The following is a 19,877-nucleotide window of genomic DNA, read 5'->3' as shown; positions in this document are numbered from 1 at the left end:
GGTCATGGAAAATGATTCAAGGTTGATGAATATTCAAGTAAAGCCAAAAAGTGACAGAAAGAATTGGAGAAATTGAGAATGATCATTCTTGACTGTCAGCTGATCGAAATATTGAAAAGGGGTGTTCCTTGATGACAAATAGTAGAATGAATCCTAAGGTTGATGAATTTTTAAGTAATGCCAAAAAGTGGAAGGAAGAATATGAGAAGTTGAGAAATATCGTTCTTGACTGTGAGCTGACCGAAGAATTTAAGTGGATGCATCCTTGTTACACGTTTGAGAAAAAAAACATAGTTTTAATACATGGATTTAAAGAATATTGTGCGCTTCTGTTTCACAAAGGTGCCTTGTTACAGGATGCCCATGGGATTCTAATCCAACAAACGGAGAATGTACAGGCGGCGCGCCAGATTAGGTTCACCAATGTTCAAGAAATAATTGAAATGGAAACCATCTTGAAAGCCTATATTTATGAAGCCATTGAAGTTGAAAAAGCCGGTTTGGAAGTGAATTTTAAAAAGAATACAGAATTCATAATTCCTGAAGAACTTCAAAATAAATTCGATGAAATCCCTGCCTTGAAAACTGCTTTTGAAGCATTGACACCGGGACGACAAAGAGAATACATTCTTTATTTTTCTAAAGCCAAAAAATCCAAAACTCGAGAGTCAAGGGTTGAAAAATGTATGCAAAAAATTCTCAATGGAAAAGGATTAAATGATTGCACTTGTGGACTATCTCAAAAGCAGCCCTACTGTGACGGCTCGCACAAGTACATTCGATAAGAAAATAAATTAATCAAACTTTAAGATATTACCTCACTTTGCGTTCATTCGAACTCCTTTTTAGATCGCAGGTAACACTCAATCAAATATTTTAAAATGGAAAAAAACAAAAAAGTGATTCGTAGAGTATAAGCAAACTAACGTGTAACAGGCTTACGCATTACCAGCTAAGAAAAGAAAAATACTGCACACAAAAGTGTACCCTTTGGATTTTTGCTGAAAGGTACACTTTTCTTGAACTAAACCAGTTAATAGTTTGTCAACATTTTTCAATAAAAACTTAAAATATTTCATGCTATACTAATAATGTGCATGCCAAATAACCTTCCATTTTATAATTTTGGAAGGTTTTGTGTTATTTAAATACATTTTTCATTTAGGTTAAATCTTGGAAAGGCGAATTACTTTTTAAAAGTGCATGTATCCATTGTAAGAGCTTATTGGCAAATGCAATAACTGCTACTTTATAGGGCTTTCCTTCTTCACGTTTCTTATCATAGAACTCACGTAATCTCTTATTACGGGGGATGATTTCATCAGTCGTTTTCATTTTGCGACAATCACGAATGGCAAAACGAACAGCCATATATAAGGCATGCCGTAATCTACTCGAACCTCTTTTGGTTATCCGGTTTACCGTGCCCTTGAATCTACCAGATTCAAAGATACTAGGGTCAATTCCTGCAATTGCCACGAGTTTTTTGGGGTGATTAAACCGATCAATCTCACCAATTTCAGAAATAATCGTTGCCGCGATTTTTTCTCCAATACCAGGGATTGATTGGATAATCTTATATTCTTCAATTTCTTTTGCCAGAGCATCTATCTCGTCTTCAAGCTTAGATAGGTGCTTTTGGTATTCTAGAAGCATTTTGATATACATTTCTAGGGTTAAAATAACCTTCCTTTATACTTAATTTTGTTATATATAGTTTTTTAAGGTATATCTTGGAAAGTTGTTCGTCTTTTTAATAAGGCAAATATCCAATGTAATAGCTTATTTTCACTGGCTATAATTGGCTACCTTATAAGGCTTTCCTTCAACACTCTTTTTATCGTAAAACTCTCTTAAAGATATGAAGCCTACATAGATGATGTGTTAACACAAAGAAATTTACTTAATATAAACTTTTCGCTGATTCATATTAATAGCCATCATCATTATGGTGTTATTGAAGGGACAGGGGAGGCGGATTATATTACTTCTCCAACACTGGTCATTTTGGGGGGAAGTGATTTAATTGTAACGAAATCCTTGCAAGAGGAAATTCTTGAAGATTTAAAGGTAGTTGAAAAAATTTATTACCTAACACAGGTCACTCTCCAATAATCGACAACCTTGAAGGTTTATTAAAAGAAGTAAAAAGTATTCTTTGAACTTGACATATAAGTTTAATCATATTGGGGAGAGACATGGCTGCATTTATATCCATCACTTTGACGTTTCAGCTTGTTTATTATCGAAGAAATTCACATGATCATCTTTAATGATTCCTTTACAAACTGCAAATGTCGTTTTCCAATTGATTTTTCCTCCAAATTTGAATACTGGAAAAATAGGCGGGGTGCTTATTTCTCTATGATTTTCGGTGAAATCAGAGAAACAACCCTGCTTTTTTCTTTTGGTCTAGCAAAATGCCGTACACAAAACTTTATATATCATCTATTAACTATATTACTCGGATGTATATTTTCTTAAACGATGTTAACCTTTACTAAATTTTCTGTAAAAGTTATATTGAAAGTCTTTTTGCATGTTGCGGGAAAAAATAAAATGAAATTGAAAAAGGGAAAATAATATTGAATAGGAGGATCATCGTGAGAAAAATTGTATTCACTGTTACCGCAACACTTTTAATTGGTGCCGCATCCACAGCTCTAGCAATGCCTCAATCGCAACATTACAGTGCAAAAGAGCAAATACTAGATGATCAGTTCCAGCAGCTTTCCCGTAACACAAAGTGGCAGGAAAAAGAAAAGATTCAATTGCAATTTAATGTTTATCACCCTCAAGGAATGACTCGAATCGGAGACCTCTTTTATATGTCCTCTGTGGAAATCATCGAAAAACCGGTGAAGTATGACCAGCCACAAGATGGCTATGATCGCACTCCTGGAAAAGGAGTAGGTCATTTGTTTGTCTTTAATAAAGAAGGTAAACTGCTGAAAGACATCGAACTTGGTGAAGGAATTATTTATCATCCGGGCGGCATCGCATTCGACGGCAAATACATTTGGGTTCCTGTAGCAGAATATCGTCCTAACAGCCACTCCATTATTTACAAAGTTAATTATGAGACATTGAAAGTCGAAGAAGCATTCCGGGTCAATGACCATATCGGTGGAATGGTTCGTGACGCACAAAGTGGAAAACTTATTGGAGTGAGCTGGGGTTCACGTAAATTCTATGAATGGAATGAAAAAGGTAAACAGCTGAGTATAAAAGCAAACTCCAGTCACTTTATTGACTATCAAGATTGTGAAGGTGTAGGTCAAAGTAAAATGGTTTGCAGCGGTATTTCTGAACTTCCAAACCCTGCAACTGAATATACTAAGCCTTACGAGTTAGGCGGATTAGCATTGATTGATATGAAAAATTTGACTACGATTCTTGAAGTACCATCCATGGAGTTTTCTCCTCAAGGACATGTCATAACCCGTAACCCGGTGTTCCTCGAGAATGCTGGTGATGAGCTGCGGCTTTACGCTGTGCCGGATGACGATGACGCATATTTGTTGGTGTATGAAACAACCAACCTAAATTATAAGAAGTAAGATCTGGCAAAGGTTTTGATTAAATAGAAAAAAGGGCTATTCTTCTCAAAAGATATGGGAAGAATAGCTTTTTATATGAAAAGAACTCTTTAAGAAACTCGGCTCTTGTACTTCTCCTTTATTGTTCATGGCAATAAAAATTCATCCACGCAACTTCTTTCGGAAGAAAGTTAAAGATGACATGTTCTTAAGTATTTCATCCACATGATATTTAACTAAAAATTCCATCTCCATAATGTTTGTCTATACATTGAATTATTGTAAAACATAACATATTCCAGATTGTCTTATTAGAGCAAGTTAACTCCTGTGAGTAAGCAAATATTTTATTCATTTGTAATATTATTTTTGACTATATTTACTTTTATTTTATGAAGGAAGGAGAGTAGTTTATGTGTAAATTCGAAAAAGTCCATGAACATATGGTAAAGCAGACTCAAATGTTAAATAAAATCCTACAAGAGCTTCGGGCACGTGAAACGATACCAGAAGGAACAATACTGCAAGAAACATTAAATCATATCTTACAACAGTTACAAGCACAAGAAATAATGATACAAGAAACAAAACAACAAGTTAAACAGCAAGAAGAAGAGATAAATAAAATATTGCAGGAATTAACAAGGATTCAACAACCGCAACAACAATGGCAACCGCCGCAACAACAATGGCAACCACCTCATCTATGGCAAACATCTCAACCACCGTTTCAATCTCAATCCCAATTTCCTTTTAACATACTCGATAAAATTGATATTGATTTAGAAAAACTTGAAAAACTTGAAAAGATTGCTACGTATTTAATGGATCTATATAAGAAGAAGGATAATGAAACAAAAATATAAAGGGAGGCCGATTCGTTCTGCACATTACCCTTTCGAGTAGATACTGAAAAAATAGTATATTTAAGCTGCGGTCTTTTCTTGATATTTGATCGGGGGAAAGACCGCTAAATTTTTCTTGAATCATAGTCCCTTCATTAAACGTCTTTTTTAGCCAAAAAAAATCCCCTCTTAGGTAGATTTCTAAGAACTTATATCAAATGTCCTCTTTTTTACCGTCACCTGAAGGGGGTAATTCCATTATGAGACAACCTTTTTTTATTTCTAAAAATCTATTATCCTAGCCATGATGCTCCAACAATGATTAATAGGATAAACAATACAATAATTAAACAAAAGCCACCTCCATAACCAAAGCCGTTTCCATAGCCATTGCCATAACCATAACCATAGCCATAAACATAACCAGTTCCAAAACCATAACCATAAGGATAACAAACAGGTGCAAAACCACAACCATAAGGATAATACATATTGATCTCTCCCCTAATATATTTTTTGTAAGAGCTCTTAGTTAGTAATATATTCTTTCAACCAATATTTGTATAAGACAAGCATATTAAATATTTTGCGGAATTTTAATTTGAAGGTGAGAAAAAATTCGCAATGAAGAGATCTTATCAAAAAACTAAGTTGGAATAAATAAAACCAAGTTGAGATTTAGGTTATAAATAACTTATAAATCTTAATGGTTGGTGTGTATTTATGCGTACAAAAAATCCGATTAACTCCTATAGATTCAGAGTATTATCGTCCTGAAATCACCCACTGCTTTTGAGCAAACCAAACAAAGAATGTACAGTAAATTGAGAGAAGAAGGGATCGATTGTTTGTTCAACGACAATCGATCCTTTCTTTATTATTTTGATTTATTTTGTAAATCTCTTTTTGTGATTTCACTTCGAATATTCGTTTCTTTCGAGAATTCAGTTTCTTGCTTTTGGCTATTCGGGTATTTATTTTGCCGTTCCCGATTATCATTGCGGTTTGTCATTTTCAAACCTCCTTTCGTTACGATTCTGATTTATTTTTTACAAACGAGTGTTTTTTATTACTTAGAATTTTTTCTTAAAGTAAGTCCAACTTTGTAAAGAATACGGATGAGAGAAAACTCTTTGTTCTAAAAATATGTGTAAAATTTAATAAAAAGCGGTTTAATCTAAATGTAATGTTCCTATTACCAACGTAACAAATTTGGGTGCTATACTTCTGAATGTACAAAATAGTCTGAAAATAGTTTCGAAATGAATGTTGTCATTCTTTCTTATGGATTTTCGAGAGAGAGAAATTTCTTTGTATAGAAGAGTTTTTACAAGTTGTCTTTTTGTTGGCGGTTTACTGAAAAATCTTTTTTGTTTCACAAAAGAGAAAGAAGGTGCAATGAGTGATGAAAAGAATGGTGATGGTGCTGTGCACGTCTATTATGTTTGCAATGGGATTTGTGACTCCATTAGTACAGGCAGAATCCGTTAATGACTTGGCAATTAAAAAAGCGGAAATGAAGGAGAAGATTCAAGCAAGCATATCAAAGGCAGATCAAGAAGTTTCCCAGGTTAATAATGAAATTACCGGATTAAATAAACAAATACAGCAAGTCGATCAAGCAATACGAGATAATCAAAACAAGATCGTAAAGGCAGAAGCAGATATTGTTGAAACAACTTCAGAAATCAAACAGCTGGAAAAAGAGCTTGTTGAAATAGAAAAAAGAATCACAAAACGAAATGAACAATTAAAGGAGCGTGCAAAATCTTATCAGGAAAGCGGTCGTGATGTCAGTTATCTGGAAGTCCTGCTTGGTTCTGAGAGCTTTAGTGATTTTGTAGATCGAGTAGGAGCAGTGGTTATGATTGCAGAAGCAGACAGGGAGCTTTTGGAACAGTACGAAGCTGATAAAAAGGATCATAAAAACAAACAAGATTCTTTACAACAAAAACTTGCTGATTTGTCTGAAAAGAAAGCTGACCTTGAAGGAATGCAGGCACAACTCAAAGAACAACAAAAACAATATGCTTTGAGAAAGGAACAGCTTGCTAAAATAGAAGAAAAAAAGATTGCTTCAAAGGCAGAATCACACATAAAAGCTAGTAATCTTACGGTTACGAAGCAAAAATTAGACAGTCAGGCTAATTTAACAGACGGTGCTGCTGCGCAAAACACGAATAGAGGAACGAATGGAAACATCAAAACTGTCATTACAGCAGGCTACAAATATATCGGAAACTCAGTCTATGTGTTTGGCGGCGGAAGAAACGCTTATGATATTGCGAACGGAAGATTTGATTGTTCCGGTTTTGTTCATTGGGCATTTTCTCAAGCAGGCATCAAAGTGGGTTCCAGTACAGATTCATTAAAAAATTCAGGGCGCCAAATTTCAGTAAAAGAAATGCAGCCGGGAGATCTCGTTTTCTTTGATACTTTTAAAAAGGATGGACACGTTGGCATTTATATAGGAAAAGGGAAATTCATCGGATCGCAAAGCTCCACCGGCGTCGCAATTGCTGATATGTCAACTGGTTATTGGAAACAAAAGTTTAATGGGCGTGTCGTACGAATTTAGTTATTTTTCTTAAAGAATGGAAGAATAAGCAAAAACCGCCTTTTCGGGCGGCTTTTGCGTTATCGGTATGTCATGCTGACAAAATTACTTTCTTAACATGTTAAACACTTGCTCTACGTCTTTATCACCGCGGCCGGATAAATTCACGATTATTACATCGTCTTTTGAAAGTTCTTTTGCCAATTTAACAGCATGTGCAATGGCATGGGAACTTTCCAAAGCAGGGATAATTCCTTCGGTTTTGGATAACATCTGAAAAGCTTCTAATGCTTCTTGGCCGGTAACTGTCACATATTCAGCTCTACCCGATTCTTTCAAAAAGCTATGTTCCGGTCCGACGCCTGGATAATCCAAGCCGGCTGCAATGGAATGGGTAGGTTTAGGCTGCCCATTTTCGTCCATCAACGTTAAGCATTTAAAACCATGAATTACAGCGGGAACCCCTTCAGTTAAAGTAGGAGCTTCACTTGGTTCGACACCGATTAAACGGACATTTGGTTCATCAATATAGTGAGCAAACGCACCAATTGTATTGCTTCCCCCGCCAATACAAGCGATTACTGCAGCAGGGAGTTTCCCTTCTTTTTCGAGAATTTGACGTTTCGATTCCTGGCTTATTACTGATTGAAAATGTTTTACCATGGTTGGATATGGATGAGGCCCGACGGCAGAACCTAACAAATAAAAGGTGTTTTCGTAATTTTGAACCAAGTCATTTAAAGCTTCATCAACAGCATCTTTTAGCCGGCCTTGGCCTTTTTCAACAGGGACCACTTTCGCTCCCAGAAGTTCCATTCGAAATACGTTGAGAGCTTGCCGTTCCGTGTCTGTTTTCCCCATATAGATCACACATTCCATGCCGAACATCGCACACGCAGTAGCGGTGGCGACTCCATGCTGCCCTGCTCCTGTTTCAGCAATGATCCGCTTTGCTCCCATTCGTTTCGCTAATAGAATTTGACCAATTGCATTATTGATTTTATGGGCGCCTGTATGATTTAAATCTTCTCTTTTTAAATAAATCTTCGCTCCGCCAATTTGATTCGATAAATTTTTTGCAAAAGTCAACGGATTTTCCCGGCCGATATATTCTTTAAGATAATACGTGAATTCTTCTAGGAATTCCGGATCATCCTTATATTTCAAAAACTGTTCCTCTAAGTGGTTCAATACATGTTGAAGTTCATTCGGTACAAAACTTCCTCCAAACTCCCCGAAATACCCTAATCTTTCTGTGCTAATACTTGTCATGCTCAGCTCGTCTCCTTCTAACCTTTCATATTTAACTCAGTTACATGAGTTGAAATCATTATAACGACTATTAATTAAAAATCCAATCATTTTTTTAAATTTTCATGAAATTGGAAAAAGACAACAATCTCAGGTTAGTTAACAACCGCCTATTCCAATGATTCAGAATAGTACGCACTATGTGTACAGCGATCAACTTCTCTTTTGTTTTCTTTGATTTCCTCGCGCGATCACACTATTTGTCAACCGCACAAACCATTTGAATTTGTCATACAGGGCTTGTAATCTTTATAACCTTTAGAATGAAGTAATTATACTCAGCAGGTTATAAAGGAGCGGAAATATGATTCTCTCTAAATTTGTAGATGAACTCCCCATTCCCCCTATTTTAAACCCTCGATGGAAAAATCAGTATCATACTTATTATGAAGTGAAGATGACGGAATTTAAGCAATCACTCCATAGTGAGCTAAGTGATACAACTGTATGGGGCTATGAAGGCAGCTACCCAGGACCTACAATTGAAGTAGAAAGCGGAGAAAAAGTGTTTATTAAATGGATCAACAATCTTCCAGATAAGCATCTTTTACCGGTAGACAATACGGTGCATGGTGCCCATGTGGATGTACCGGAAGTACGAACGGTGGTACACGTTCATGGCGCAAGTGTTGAATGGGAAAGCGATGGCTACCCGGAGGCTTGGTTTACAAAGGGATTCAAACAAGTCGGTCCATATTTTAGAAAGCAAATATATCGATATGATAATTACAATCGAGCTTGCACCCTTTGGTATCATGACCATACGCTTGGTATCACGAGGCTAAATGTGTATGCTGGATTGGCAGGATTCTATCTTATCAGAGATCATCGGGAACGTTTATTGAATTTACCAAGTGGGAAATATGAGATCCCTCTTATGATACAAGACAAGACTTTTAATAAAGATGGTTCTCTTTATTACCCGAAGCAGCCAGAAAAACCAATCCCGGAATTAGAAACGTCGATAGTTCCTGAATTTATTGGGGATACCATCTTGGTGAACGGAAAAGTATGGCCGTTTCTAAAAGTGGAACCCCGTAAATATCGATTCAGACTGTTAAATGCATCTAACACCCGTTTCTATAGGCTAAAGCTTGATTCGGGACAACTTTTTTATCAAATCGGGACGGATGGAGGATTAATGCAACACCCGATAGGAGTCAAAGAAATCATGTTGGCACCTGCAGAACGAGCAGATGTGATCATTGATTTTACCAATCTTGAGGGCAAGAATATAATCATGACAAACGATGCACCCGCGCCTTTTCCAACCGGAGATCCGGCAAATGAAAATACAGGTACTGTGATGGAGTTTAGAGTGACTCTTCCGCTGTCAAGTGTTGATACAAGTGTTATTCCGGCTTATATGAGGCCTCTTCCAAAAATGAAAGAACAGACAGCTTCAAAGGTCCGATACCTAACATTAAATGATAATATGGATAAGTACGGTCGTGAATTCATGCTATTGGATAATAAACAGTGGGATGCCCCCATAACCGAAAATCCAAAATTGGGATCAACCGAAATATGGTATCTAATTAACTTAACTACGGATACACACCCTATTCATCTTCACTTAATTGATTTTCAAATATTAGACCGGAGAGATTTCGATGTAGAAAAGTATAAAAAGGAGAGAATGATCCATTATACGGATCCGGCGATGCCTCCCGAACCACAAGAACGAGGATGGAAGGATACTGTAAGAGCTAATCCTAACCAGGTAACTCGAATTATTATGAAGTTTGGCCCTTATGAAGGGTTGTATGTATGGCACTGTCATATTTTGGAGCACGAGGATTATGAGATGATGAGACCGTATATTGTTATCCGATAATACAGTCCATAAAAAACCTCCCTTGAAACAAGAGAGGTTAACAAAATCATTATTTATTGGAAGAAGAATTAGTAGTATCGATCATAAAGAAAGCTATGAAGCATGGCGGGAATTCTTGAGTGAGTTAAAGTCAAGGGGGTTGCAATCCCCAAAGCTGGTGATTTCAGATGCCCATAAAGGATTAAAGAAAGCGATAGAAAAGGAATTTATCGGAACATCATGGCAGCGTTGTACCGTTCATTTCAAACGAAATATCATCGAAACATTGCCTAAAAAAGGCATGGCAGAGGTCATTGTCGACCTAAAAAGGATATTCGAAGCCGTAAAGGTAGAAGATGCCCGTTTCTTTCGCAATGAGTTCTTTAAGCGCTATGAAGAGAATCCGAAACTTGAAAAGGCACTGGAGAAATTAGATGAGGGCTTTGAAGACGCCATCCAATATTTAAGTCAGCCCGCAAAATGGCATCGCCTTATCCGTAGCACCAACTCTCTGGAACGATTAAATCAGGAAGTTCGCCGTCGTGAAAGGGTGATCCGCATATTTCCAAATACGCAGTCTGCCTATCGACTGATTGGAGCTGTCTTAATGGATTATGATGAAGAACAAGCCAAGAAAAAAAACATTTTTACGAATAATGAGAATGTCCCGTATAAATGTCAACACAAATATGTACACTTTTGCTTGTTTAAGGATGTACAAAATCACTCATTTTCTTTCGCTAAATGATCCTTTAAACGATAAGAATCTCCAACGATAGTGACAACGGTTGCGTGGTGTAAAATGCGGTCTAAAATTGCATTGGCCAGCTTGGGTTCTTGAAAGATTTCATCCCATGCCTTAAAATTCACATTCGTTGTAAAAATCGTACTACGCTTCTCATAACGCATATCGATGAGTTGGAAGAAAAGCTTTGCGTCCTCGGCATCAATCGGTAAATAACCGATCTCATCGATAATTAATAGCTTGTATTTTGTATAATGTTTTAATCTGCTCTCTAACCGATTTTCTAGACGTGCTTTCTTCAGATTTTGAATTAAATCATGGCACTTAATGAAATAAGTGCTTGTACGTTTCTTCGCTGCCTCAATCCCAATGGAAGTAGCTAAATGCGTTTTTCCTACGCCACTTGGTCCTAAAAAAACTATGTTTTCATTTTCTTCGATAAATCGAAGCGTTAAAAAATCTAAAATTTGCTTTTGATTTATTGACGGTTGAAAACTAAAATCAAAATCCTTTATTTCTTTCAAATGCGGAAAAGCCGCAACTTTCACCATCGATTGAATCATATTTTGTTCACGTACATCAATTTCGTAATTTGTCAGTTTCACTAGCGTGTCTACCAGTGACAATTGATTGTTAACGCTGAAGTCTAAGACTTCATTTAAATGCAAGGACATTTGCTTGAGCTTCAAATAATCTAAGTTTCGTATGAGTTGTTGATAGTTTGTTGTTGGATTCATTATTTATACACTTCTCCAATCGTCGCTAAATTCCGTTTTGCTAGATCATCAATATCCGGATAATTTGGCATGGAAACGCCCAAGGCTTCTTGATAATGTGCTTCCTGATAATTTAATTTCTTGTTACTTATAGGGTGTTGCGCAATCAGTTCCGTGTTATAATAAATCCATAATTGATTATCATACACTTGTAAGCCTACTTTCTTTCCTTGGTACTGTGCTGGTACCGAGTATTGGTTTGATTTGTAGGAAATCATGTTGGATGCATTGACTTTTACAAGCGTATGTTTGATCCGATAGGAATCTCTTACTTTCTCAGCTGGTAACTGGAGTAGGTGATTCCTTTCTTTTTTGAATTCTATCGCAGGAATTTTTCCAGTTCCTTGGTGGACCTCATGGTTCACCCGATGAGATAAGTCTTGCACAAATTGATGTAATTCTTCCAAGGTCAACTGACCTTGATAAGCATGAATTTCATCTATTATTTTCATTGTGGTTTCGACTTTTCCTTTTGTCCGTGGACGTCCAGCAATGCATGGCTTCACTTCAAAACCAAAATCCTTAGCGAATTGTGCAAACTTGGCATTCACTCTTCCTGGAGAATGTTCTGTTCTTGCCTCATCCATAACGGTTTTCATATTATCCGTGATTATTTCAGCTGGTACCCCTCCAAGAGCTTCGAATGTTTCTGTTAAGAAGGAAAACAGGACACTTTGTGACTTAGAAATACTCATTAGGAAGGTTCTGAAACGTGAATGAGATAGAATCAGTACTGCGATATTGATTTCAACGTTCTGACCATCCTTTGTTTCAAAAGAAATACTCTCTTTCCAATCCAATTGTGCTTGTTTTCCTATAGGCGTTTCAAAACGTGCTGTGCCTTTAGGAGAAGGAATCCGTTTATCTTCTTCAAAGTAAGCATTAAATTCGGGCGTTTTCGCAATATACGCTCGGAACGTCGATGCTGCACAATCCAGTCCATGATTATCCTTTAAATACTGCCATAGCACACGACGATAATAAAATTTCTGCTTAGCATCTTCCGAAAGTAGTGCCGCAATGATTTCATAGTATTCATCAATTTTGGAAGGCTTCTTTCGTATACGTTTAGGAATAAATCCATTTAAATATTTATCAATGGTTCTACGATCTACACCTAGATCTCTAGCTAATTGACTTTTATTAATTTTCATCTTCAAGTTCTCCATTAGTTGTTTTAATTTTGGTAAGTCTTCAAGACTCTTAATCTCAAAATCAGTTTCCACATTTATCGATATGTACATACTAACCACCTCATGATTAGTATGAAATCTAAAGTCAATTTTGTACATTATTATTCAAGCATTTGTGTACATATTTAAATTATCATTTCTATGTCCCGCGCGAGCGCGAAATTTAATTTGATTGGAAGGGGGTACCCCTTCCAATCAAATTAAATGAATACTAAAAGCAAAATCAGGCTAAAACCTTGTAATTAGAATTTTACACAATATTAAGGACTTGACTAATAAAGGCTCATTCCTTCCCTTGATCGTGATTCAGGGTGGGTAAACCTATCAAATTTCAAGCTAAAAAGCAGCTTTTTTACGAAATAAATTTCTATAAAAAATTAATCTGGAAAAATATTCTGTGTAAACGCCTCGTTTCAGACACGACAAACACAAGACGAATTTCTGAGGAACCGATGAACTTAAAATAATTTGACTAGATTCGGTTTTATGCTCGATTTAATTTTTCAAATCTATAAAAAAACCGCCTTTTCGGGCGGCTTTTTCGTTAAATGTAACCGATATATCATGAAAGGTGGTCGAAATATCATGGAAACTGGTCGATATATTCAAAAAGTGGTCGATATATCACCAAAATTGCTCGATATTTTTAAAAATTGATCGATAGATATATCACCAATACTGGTTGATATATTAAAAAAGCAGTCTGATATTTCATGAAAAGCAGTCTATTTATTCGAAAGTAGGTATATGACTATCAGGTTAGTTATTGATTGCACCTTTGGTCGGAGTTGAATCCATAGTTGTGGACCAATTGCCTCCGTTTGGTATGCGTGCCCACGACTTATCCGCGCTGGATGTGGAGTAGTGGTATTGGTCTGTAATGGTTCCATTTGGAGCTTTTAATGTTACATCGTCTCCGGTGTTGTTGTAATAGTTGTTGGTTTCCCAAACAAAATATCCTTTTGCGGGAATGATCGTTCCGTTCGGTATCGTATAAGGGGAGGAACCGCCATTCACGATATCATCCAGTACATATCCGGATAAATCAACAGCAGAATCGGCAGGATTGTAAATTTCAACGAATTCTTTTGTATATATTGTACCGGAAGCAGGCAGTACTTCATTAATAACTAGATTAGTGGAACCTCCGCCGCCTGAAGACTTTTTCGTATAGCCGGCAGCCTGGGCATCGGATTCTGTAAAGAAAAATACACGCTTTTCGATCGGAACTTGCTGGTAATCAGCCGGAGAAACATATAACTTCGTGTAGAAATCTCCCACATACTTATCTTGAGGCTGTCCGGAGACTCGGTCACGAAACTCGAAAGGAAGTTCATTAATCGGGTTGGAAGGGTTCCACATTCCTCTGCCATTTTGTTTCGCTTCGAGGTAGGCTTGCTGGTATTCTTCAAAATGGAGCATATTTGGCCAAATATAATACGTCACGGCATGGCCTTGGCGAACCATTTCTTTATTAACATCAAGAGTACCTTTATGGATATGGGCAAGTAAACGGCCATAAGCGTCTGTTTCTTCTGTATCTGTTTCAATGGTCACTTTTGTACCGGATGGAAGAAGCTGGGTAAGATAATTTTTGGCTGCCGTTCCCCATGGCTCTTGCGCCTGGCCATTATAATTGGTTTCAGGAGTATCGATAGAAAGCATTCTTACCTTATTGGTTCCTTTGATGAGTTCCTTAAGATACACAGTATCTCCATCGACTACACGGTCAATTGTTGCGGTGTAAGTGGCCGCTGAAGAAACTTGCGGAAATAATCCGGAAAACATCATGAGTACTACAAAGAAAGGTAGTACGAGTGAAGAGATGGACTTTTTCATTTTTCTGTTCCTCCTTTTTCATATCCCTAATTACACAAAAATTTCTGGTCCCATGAACAGGCTGTAAAAACAACAAAGCCAAAGTAAAATTATTTCAAATTAGCAAGATCCCTCCCCAAACGTTTTTGTTTGATTCTTGATTTCACAAGCACTTTTCAGTTTAAAAAAGAATTGTGAAAAATTACTTTGCTTTTTTTCTTAAAAGTGTAAATATTTAGATAAAAATTTATAGTGAATTTTCACTAAAAAAATTTACATTAAAATAGGAGTTTTAGAATGTTTAAGTCGTAAAAAAAGAACCAGAGCCTTCTGACTCTGATTCTTCCAATCTATGAGCATAACAAACCTACAGTTTCTCCACATCTACACGGCCGGAGAAGAACGTTGCTCCGCCGCCCATATCTGCTACCCGGTCCGGGGTAAGTGAGTTTACAAGCTGCTTCGCACCTACCCATAGTCCTTGAGTGACGACGACACCTGGAAGTACGTTTTCTCCTACTGAAACTTTCATTTCACATTCTCCGCGGTTGTTCCAAACTCGGACTTGATCTCCATCCTTAATGCCTTTCGCTAATGCATCTTTGACATTCATATGCAAGCGCGGTTCTTTTTCAAAAGAAATGTGTTTTTCATTATTGGAAAAAGTTGAGTTTAAGAAATTATGATTTGGCCCGGGAACAAATAAAAACGGAAAGTCTCCATCGTTAACTAGAGGTGTATAGGTTGGCAGCGGGGGATACCCGTCAACTTCCATCTTTTTTGAATAAAGCTCAATTTTCCCGCTTGGTGTTGGCAGTTTTCCGGGGAACAAAGGTTTTACCTTTGCTTTGACATACTGCTTTTCAACCAATGTTTCATAATCGATTTCTTCTAAATAAAGGTTGTTTGGGTAATCAATTGCCTGCATAATCATTTCTTCATCTGTCTCATTAAAAACGCAATCATCAAAACCCATTTCTTTTGCAAGCAATCGGAATACTTCTGTATTTGATTTAGACTCTCCATATCGTTCAATGACCGGCTGCTGAATCTGAATATAATGATGCCAATAGGATGTATAAAAATCAGTATTTTCAAATGAAGATGTTGCAGGAAGTACAATATCAGCGTATTTTGCCGTTTCTGTTAAAAATAAGTCATGCACGACGACAAAGAGATCTTCTCGTCCTAGTCCTTTTCTTACTTTATTGGCTTCAGGAGCAACAACCGCAGGGTTCGAACCGTACACGAATAAAGACTTTACCGGCGGGTCTAACTCCAGTAATGCCTGGCCTAGCAAGTTCATGTTTATGATGCGTGTATGTTTATTTTTTAATAAATCAGGGCGTTGTAATCTTTCTGTATTATGGGCTAAATAACCTTTGTTTGACTTGATTGCTCCGCCGCCTTTTACAAGCCATTGTCCGGTCAGGGCAGGAAGGCAGGAAATGGTTCGAATACACATGCCTCCATTATCATGATGCTGAGGCCCATTACCGATTCGAATAAAGGAAGGTGAAATTTTCCCGTACATCCGTGCAAGTTTATAAATATCTTCAACCGGAACTCCAGTAATGCCGGAAACAGTGACGGGATCATATTGAACAACATGCTCACGCAATTCTTCATGTCCGACTGTATATTTCTGTAAGAAAGCAGTGTCTACCATGTCCTCGGCAAATAAAATATGCATGATCCCCAGTGCGAGAGCACTATCGGTCCCCGGCAAAATAGGAATGAACCAGTCCGCCAAACGGCCAGTTTGATTCTTATGTACATCAATGACAATAATCTTAGCTCCGTTTTTTCGGGCTTTTTGGGCAAGAACCACCTGATGCATATTCGTGCTTACAGCATTAATCCCCCAAAAAATAATCAATTTTGAATGAATGGTATCCTCCGGGTCTATTCCAAAACTGCCGCCCATCGTATATTTATACCCTGCATTACCTGCGGTTGAACAGATGGATCGATCCAGCTGGGAAGATCCTAACCGATAAAAAAAACGCCGGTCCATTCCTTCAGCGCTAAGATTTCCCATGTTGCCATAGAAGCTATATGGGAGAATACTTTCAGGTCCATATGTTTGAATAAGGTCTTTCCAATGGGAAATTATTGTCTTTATCGCTTCGTTCCAGCTGATCCGCTCAAATTTCTCTTCCCCTTTTGCTCCGGTGCGTTTCAATGGATATTTCAAGCGTTTTTCATCGTAAATTCGTTCAGTCATATTTCGTACTTTGTTGCAAATATTCCCTTTTGTCACGGGATGGTTAGGGTCTCCCTCTATTTTTACGATTTTTCCGTCTTTTTTATGTAGAAGCAAGCCGCATTGATCAGGGCAATCCAAAGGACAGACGGATGGAAATACACCTGTTCGTTGATCCACATAAGAGTGCATATTTAGTCTCCTTTATTCATAAGATAAGTTATTACTTTTTAATGAAAATAATAAAATAATTCTAATAGTCTATCAATAATTAACCTAATAAAGTCAATTTTGCTTTCGGCAGAAAGATTATTTTTCGATTCAATAAAATTATGTTAGAATAAGAGTAAGTGAATAAAAAATCCGTTTATTACGGTAGAGGTTCTAGCTACCCTCTTTAAAAAAACTAAGAAAACAGTGCTACTTTCTTAGTAGTGCTGTTTTTTCTTTGAAAGGAAGTTTGGAAAATGAAAAAAGAAAAGGCCATTGTCGTGTTTAGCGGAGGCCAGGATAGCACGACTTGTTTATTTTGGGCGATGAAGCAATTTGAAGAAGTAATCGCAGTTACTTTCGATTATAACCAGAGACACAAAACGGAGATTGAATGTGCGAAAAACATCACAAAAGAACTTGGCATTAAACACCATATTTTAGATATGTCCTTGTTAAACCAATTGGCACCGAATGCTTTAACAAGGGATGAAATTCCTGTAAAAGATGGGGGAGAAGGGGAGCTGCCGTCAACGTTTGTTCCCGGCAGAAATTTATTATTTCTTTCATTTGCCGGTGTGCTGGCAAATCAAGTAGGGGCAAAACACATAGTAACCGGTGTTTGTGAAACGGATTTTAGCGGTTATCCGGATTGTAGAGATGTTTTTATCAAATCTTTAAATGTAACATTGAATCTTTCAATGGATTACCAGTTTGTCATTCATACACCTTTAATGTGGCTTAACAAAGCAGAAACCTGGAAGCTGGCAGATGAACTCGGCGCTTTTGATTTTGTGAGAGAAAAAACGTTAACTTGCTATAATGGAATCATTGCAGATGGCTGCGGGGAGTGTCCTGCGTGCAAGCTTCGAAAAAAAGGACTTGAAGAATACTTAAAGGTTCGAGGGGGTTTGTAAAACAATGTACGGTTTTCGAATTGTTGATAAACTCCAAAAAATAGATGAAGATATCCGGCGCGATCAGTTAAAGTACCATTCGAAGCGTGTCCTTGTCAGCAAGGAATTTACCTTTGATTCAGCTCATCATTTGCATTGTTATGAAGGCAAATGCAAAAATCTTCACGGCCATACGTATAAAGTCATCTTTGGCTTGAGCGGATATGTCGACGATCGAGGATTACTGATTGATTTCAGTGATATAAAGGATATTTGGAAAAAGGAAATTGAAATTTTTCTTGACCATAAATACTTGAATGAAACACTTCCGCCTATGAATACGACTGCAGAAAACATGGTCGTCTGGATTTATGAAAAAATGAAGGAAGCGTTGGAAAAAGAAGATAGGCAGCAAAAATATCTCGGGGCAAGAGTAGAGTTTGTGCGGCTTTATGAAACTCCTACCAGTTATGCGGAAGCTAGACGGGAGTGGATGGAAGTTGAGTAAAATCCCGGTCATGGAGATATTTGGACCCACCATCCAAGGAGAAGGAATGGTGATTGGACAAAAAACGATGTTTGTAAGAACTGCCGGTTGTGATTATTCATGTTCCTGGTGTGATTCTTCATTTACGTGGGACGGAACAGGCAAGGATTTAGTGAGGCAAATGGAAGCTGAAGAAATCTGGTCTGAGCTTAAAAAGCTTGGCGGCGACGGTTTTTCCTTTGTAACAATTTCCGGAGGCAACCCGGCATTATTAAAAAATTTACGATACTTGATTCAGCTTTTAAAAGAGAATAACATTAAAATTTGTTTAGAAACACAAGGAAGCAAGTGGCAAGATTGGTTCTTTGAAATTGATGAATTAACACTTTCACCGAAACCGCCAAGTTCAAACATGGTCACAGATTTTGACGTACTTGATGCGATCATAAAAAACTTTAATCAAAAAAATTCTGCACAAAACATCAGTTTGAAGATTGTCGTATTTGATGATCAAGATTACGAGTATGCGAAGAAAGTTCATCAAAGATATCCTGATGTCCCGTTCTTTTTGCAGGTGGGAAATGAAGACATTACCTCGACTGAGAAAGAAAAACTTATTTCCCAACTTTTAGGAAAATATGAATGGCTTATCAACAAAGTTATGAAGGATTCTGACTTGAAAAATGTGAAAGTTCTCCCGCAATTGCATACGTACATTTGGGGTAATAAACGAGGAGTTTAGTAAGCTTATAAATTGAGACAAAATGATATGGGCCAAACATTGGCTCATTTTTTTATTTTGCAAAGGGAACAAGCAGGTATATGAAGGGGTCGATAACGAATTCAAACGGAGGAAATCTCATATGATAGACTGATGGACAAAATCCTATCTTGTAAGCGGGATTTCCTAATTTGTTTGTTGTTTAATATCCTCCACATCCGATTTAATTTCGTTTACTGCCATTCTAAGTTCTTTTCTAATGTTCGTAAAGTTCTCAATCGTTAAAGTCGCAAAGTGTTTGAGAGTATCTTTGATCTCATTTTGACCTTGTTCCAGTCTAAGTTGTCCGTCCTTAAGCTGGGCAACATCGGACTTTAATTCAATATAGCCTTTCTCCAATCTATGTTGTCCTTCTTTTAACTCAGCAAAATCTGACTTTAATTCAATTTGTCCTTGCTCTAGTTTATTTTGTCCTTGCTTTAACTCATCAAAATCAGTCTTCATTGATTGAAGATCTTTTAAAATTTCTCCTAAAATTTCCTTTGCCATTTTTCTCACCTCCCTTTATTTAAATTGTATCATAATTTGGTTGCAGTAAAACAAATTGAAATCGAAAATAACTAGAAATAATTTAGGTCCAGTTGAAAATTGATTATTTTTAATCCGATTTTTTAGTGAATTCTTAAAATTTTATAAAATAATATTGACAGTTTAATAAGCATCGTTTAAATTAAAAACCAACAAAATCTATAGAATA

At 37.0% G+C, this 19,877-nt stretch carries 16 protein-coding genes, 3 pseudogenes and 1 riboswitch; of the genes and pseudogenes, 9 read left to right on the top strand and 10 right to left on the bottom strand.

Annotated features, from left to right (window positions below; all coding sequences use genetic code 11):
* Nucleotides 1–131: 131 nt before the first annotated feature.
* Nucleotides 132–785 (top strand): DUF1801 domain-containing protein, encoded by a 654-nt coding sequence (locus PB1_RS11340; protein ID WP_004436649.1) that lies wholly within the window; start codon nucleotides 132–134, stop codon nucleotides 783–785.
* 376 nt (nucleotides 786–1,161) lie between these two features.
* Here the strand turns inward: PB1_RS11340 and PB1_RS11335 are convergent.
* Both PB1_RS11335 and PB1_RS17530 read right to left on the bottom strand, forming a co-directional pair.
* Nucleotides 1,162–1,683 (bottom strand): annotated as a pseudogene (locus PB1_RS11335) (IS110 family RNA-guided transposase); the annotation flags it as partial.
* A 38-nt stretch (nucleotides 1,684–1,721) separates the two neighbouring features.
* A pseudogene (locus tag PB1_RS17530) lies at nucleotides 1,722–1,857 on the bottom strand (IS110 family transposase); the annotation flags it as partial.
* A 746-nt stretch (nucleotides 1,858–2,603) separates the two neighbouring features.
* Here PB1_RS17530 and PB1_RS11325 point away from each other — a divergent pair.
* Together PB1_RS11325 and PB1_RS11320 are read left to right on the top strand one after the other, a co-directional pair.
* Nucleotides 2,604–3,560, top strand: a complete 957-nt coding sequence (locus PB1_RS11325; protein ID WP_004436641.1) for a DUF6454 family protein — start codon at nucleotides 2,604–2,606, stop codon at nucleotides 3,558–3,560.
* A gap of 392 nt (nucleotides 3,561–3,952) precedes the next feature.
* Nucleotides 3,953–4,405, top strand: a complete 453-nt coding sequence (locus tag PB1_RS11320) for a hypothetical protein (RefSeq protein ID WP_034645294.1) — start codon at nucleotides 3,953–3,955, stop codon at nucleotides 4,403–4,405.
* A gap of 272 nt (nucleotides 4,406–4,677) precedes the next feature.
* Here PB1_RS11320 and PB1_RS11315 read toward each other — a convergent pair whose 3' ends face one another.
* Together PB1_RS11315 and PB1_RS18320 are read right to left on the bottom strand one after the other, a co-directional pair.
* Nucleotides 4,678–4,875 (bottom strand): YjcZ family sporulation protein, encoded by a 198-nt coding sequence (locus PB1_RS11315; protein WP_004436638.1) that lies wholly within the window; start codon nucleotides 4,873–4,875, stop codon nucleotides 4,678–4,680.
* 386 nt (nucleotides 4,876–5,261) lie between these two features.
* Entirely contained in the window at nucleotides 5,262–5,396 is a 135-nt protein-coding gene (locus PB1_RS18320) for a hypothetical protein (RefSeq protein ID WP_004436635.1), read from the bottom strand.
* Nucleotides 5,397–5,789: 393 nt separating this feature from the next.
* Here PB1_RS18320 and PB1_RS11310 point away from each other — a divergent pair, with 393 nt between their 5' ends.
* Complete coding sequence (locus PB1_RS11310; RefSeq protein ID WP_004436633.1) at nucleotides 5,790–6,962, top strand: coiled-coil domain-containing protein; 1,173 nt, start codon at nucleotides 5,790–5,792, stop codon at nucleotides 6,960–6,962.
* Between the two features lie 84 nt (nucleotides 6,963–7,046).
* Here the strand turns inward: PB1_RS11310 and trpB are convergent, their stop codons facing one another.
* Complete coding sequence (trpB, locus tag PB1_RS11305) at nucleotides 7,047–8,213, bottom strand: tryptophan synthase subunit beta (RefSeq protein ID WP_004436632.1); 1,167 nt, start codon at nucleotides 8,211–8,213, stop codon at nucleotides 7,047–7,049.
* Nucleotides 8,214–8,556: 343 nt separating this feature from the next.
* Between trpB and PB1_RS11300 the strand changes: the two genes are divergently transcribed.
* Both PB1_RS11300 and PB1_RS11295 read left to right on the top strand, forming a co-directional pair.
* Nucleotides 8,557–10,089 (top strand): multicopper oxidase family protein, encoded by a 1,533-nt coding sequence (locus tag PB1_RS11300; protein ID WP_004436630.1) that lies wholly within the window; start codon nucleotides 8,557–8,559, stop codon nucleotides 10,087–10,089.
* 76 nt (nucleotides 10,090–10,165) lie between these two features.
* Nucleotides 10,166–10,723 (top strand): annotated as a pseudogene (locus PB1_RS11295) (IS256 family transposase); the annotation flags it as partial.
* Nucleotides 10,724–10,791: 68 nt separating this feature from the next.
* Here the strand turns inward: PB1_RS11295 and istB are convergent.
* The 4 genes from istB to PB1_RS11275 form a co-directional block, all read right to left on the bottom strand.
* Nucleotides 10,792–11,550, bottom strand: coding sequence for an IS21-like element helper ATPase IstB (istB, locus tag PB1_RS11290; RefSeq protein ID WP_003351533.1), 759 nt, complete (start codon nucleotides 11,548–11,550; stop codon nucleotides 10,792–10,794).
* Complete coding sequence (istA, locus tag PB1_RS11285) at nucleotides 11,550–12,833, bottom strand: IS21 family transposase (RefSeq protein ID WP_003351535.1); 1,284 nt, start codon at nucleotides 12,831–12,833, stop codon at nucleotides 11,550–11,552. The genes istB and istA overlap by 1 nt, the downstream gene beginning before the upstream one ends.
* Nucleotides 12,834–13,541: 708 nt before the next feature.
* Nucleotides 13,542–14,621 (bottom strand): thermonuclease family protein, encoded by a 1,080-nt coding sequence (locus PB1_RS11280; RefSeq protein ID WP_004436623.1) that lies wholly within the window; start codon nucleotides 14,619–14,621, stop codon nucleotides 13,542–13,544.
* Nucleotides 14,622–14,967: 346 nt separating this feature from the next.
* Nucleotides 14,968–16,998 carry a molybdopterin oxidoreductase family protein gene (locus PB1_RS11275; RefSeq protein WP_004436621.1) on the bottom strand — a complete coding sequence of 677 codons (2,031 nt, stop codon included), beginning with the start codon at nucleotides 16,996–16,998 and terminating at the stop codon, nucleotides 14,968–14,970.
* 180 nt (nucleotides 16,999–17,178) lie between these two features.
* Nucleotides 17,179–17,222, top strand: a riboswitch (PreQ1 riboswitch).
* Nucleotides 17,223–17,273: 51 nt separating this feature from the next.
* Here PB1_RS11275 and queC point away from each other — a divergent pair.
* The 3 genes from queC to queE are packed head-to-tail and all read left to right on the top strand — an operon-like array spanning nucleotide 17,274 to nucleotide 19,141.
* Nucleotides 17,274–17,933 (top strand): 7-cyano-7-deazaguanine synthase QueC, encoded by a 660-nt coding sequence (gene queC, locus PB1_RS11270; protein WP_004436619.1) that lies wholly within the window; start codon nucleotides 17,274–17,276, stop codon nucleotides 17,931–17,933.
* Between the two features lie 4 nt (nucleotides 17,934–17,937).
* Complete coding sequence (gene queD, locus PB1_RS11265) at nucleotides 17,938–18,420, top strand: 6-carboxytetrahydropterin synthase QueD (RefSeq protein ID WP_004436618.1); 483 nt, start codon at nucleotides 17,938–17,940, stop codon at nucleotides 18,418–18,420.
* Nucleotides 18,413–19,141, top strand: coding sequence for a 7-carboxy-7-deazaguanine synthase QueE (queE, locus tag PB1_RS11260; protein ID WP_004436616.1), 729 nt, complete (start codon nucleotides 18,413–18,415; stop codon nucleotides 19,139–19,141). The genes queD and queE overlap by 8 nt, the downstream gene beginning before the upstream one ends.
* Nucleotides 19,142–19,306: 165 nt before the next feature.
* On the opposite strand, the gene PB1_RS16595 is transcribed toward queE, so the two are convergent.
* Entirely contained in the window at nucleotides 19,307–19,669 is a 363-nt protein-coding gene (locus tag PB1_RS16595; protein WP_004436614.1) for a hypothetical protein, read from the bottom strand.
* Nucleotides 19,670–19,877 lie beyond the last annotated feature (208 nt).

The organism is Bacillus methanolicus PB1 (assembly GCF_000262755.1).
In the GTDB taxonomy this organism is placed as follows: Bacteria; Bacillota; Bacilli; order Bacillales; family Cytobacillaceae; genus Bacillus_Z; species Bacillus_Z methanolicus.
The sequence above is the reverse complement of the archived record's forward strand: the minus strand, read 5'-3'. Positions and strand labels throughout refer to the sequence as shown.

Excerpts from the sequence above, each read along its gene's own strand:
- PB1_RS11340 (WP_004436649.1), top strand. The coding sequence starts at position 132 with ATGACAAATAGTAGAATGAATCCTAAGGTTGATGAATTTTTAAGTAAT.
- PB1_RS11320 (WP_034645294.1), top strand. The coding sequence starts at position 3,953 with ATGTGTAAATTCGAAAAAGTCCATGAACATATGGTAAAGCAGACTCAA.
- PB1_RS11315 (WP_004436638.1), bottom strand. The coding sequence starts at position 4,875 with ATGTATTATCCTTATGGTTGTGGTTTTGCACCTGTTTGTTATCCTTAT.
- PB1_RS18320 (WP_004436635.1), bottom strand. The coding sequence starts at position 5,396 with ATGACAAACCGCAATGATAATCGGGAACGGCAAAATAAATACCCGAAT.
- PB1_RS11310 (WP_004436633.1), top strand. The coding sequence starts at position 5,790 with ATGAAAAGAATGGTGATGGTGCTGTGCACGTCTATTATGTTTGCAATG.
- trpB (WP_004436632.1), bottom strand. The coding sequence starts at position 8,213 with ATGACAAGTATTAGCACAGAAAGATTAGGGTATTTCGGGGAGTTTGGA.
- PB1_RS11300 (WP_004436630.1), top strand. The coding sequence starts at position 8,557 with ATGATTCTCTCTAAATTTGTAGATGAACTCCCCATTCCCCCTATTTTA.
- istB (WP_003351533.1), bottom strand. The coding sequence starts at position 11,550 with ATGAATCCAACAACAAACTATCAACAACTCATACGAAACTTAGATTAT.
- istA (WP_003351535.1), bottom strand. The coding sequence starts at position 12,833 with ATGTACATATCGATAAATGTGGAAACTGATTTTGAGATTAAGAGTCTT.
- PB1_RS11280 (WP_004436623.1), bottom strand. The coding sequence starts at position 14,621 with ATGAAAAAGTCCATCTCTTCACTCGTACTACCTTTCTTTGTAGTACTC.
- PB1_RS11275 (WP_004436621.1), bottom strand. The coding sequence starts at position 16,998 with ATGCACTCTTATGTGGATCAACGAACAGGTGTATTTCCATCCGTCTGT.
- queC (WP_004436619.1), top strand. The coding sequence starts at position 17,274 with ATGAAAAAAGAAAAGGCCATTGTCGTGTTTAGCGGAGGCCAGGATAGC.
- queD (WP_004436618.1), top strand. The coding sequence starts at position 17,938 with ATGTACGGTTTTCGAATTGTTGATAAACTCCAAAAAATAGATGAAGAT.
- PB1_RS16595 (WP_004436614.1), bottom strand. The coding sequence starts at position 19,669 with ATGGCAAAGGAAATTTTAGGAGAAATTTTAAAAGATCTTCAATCAATG.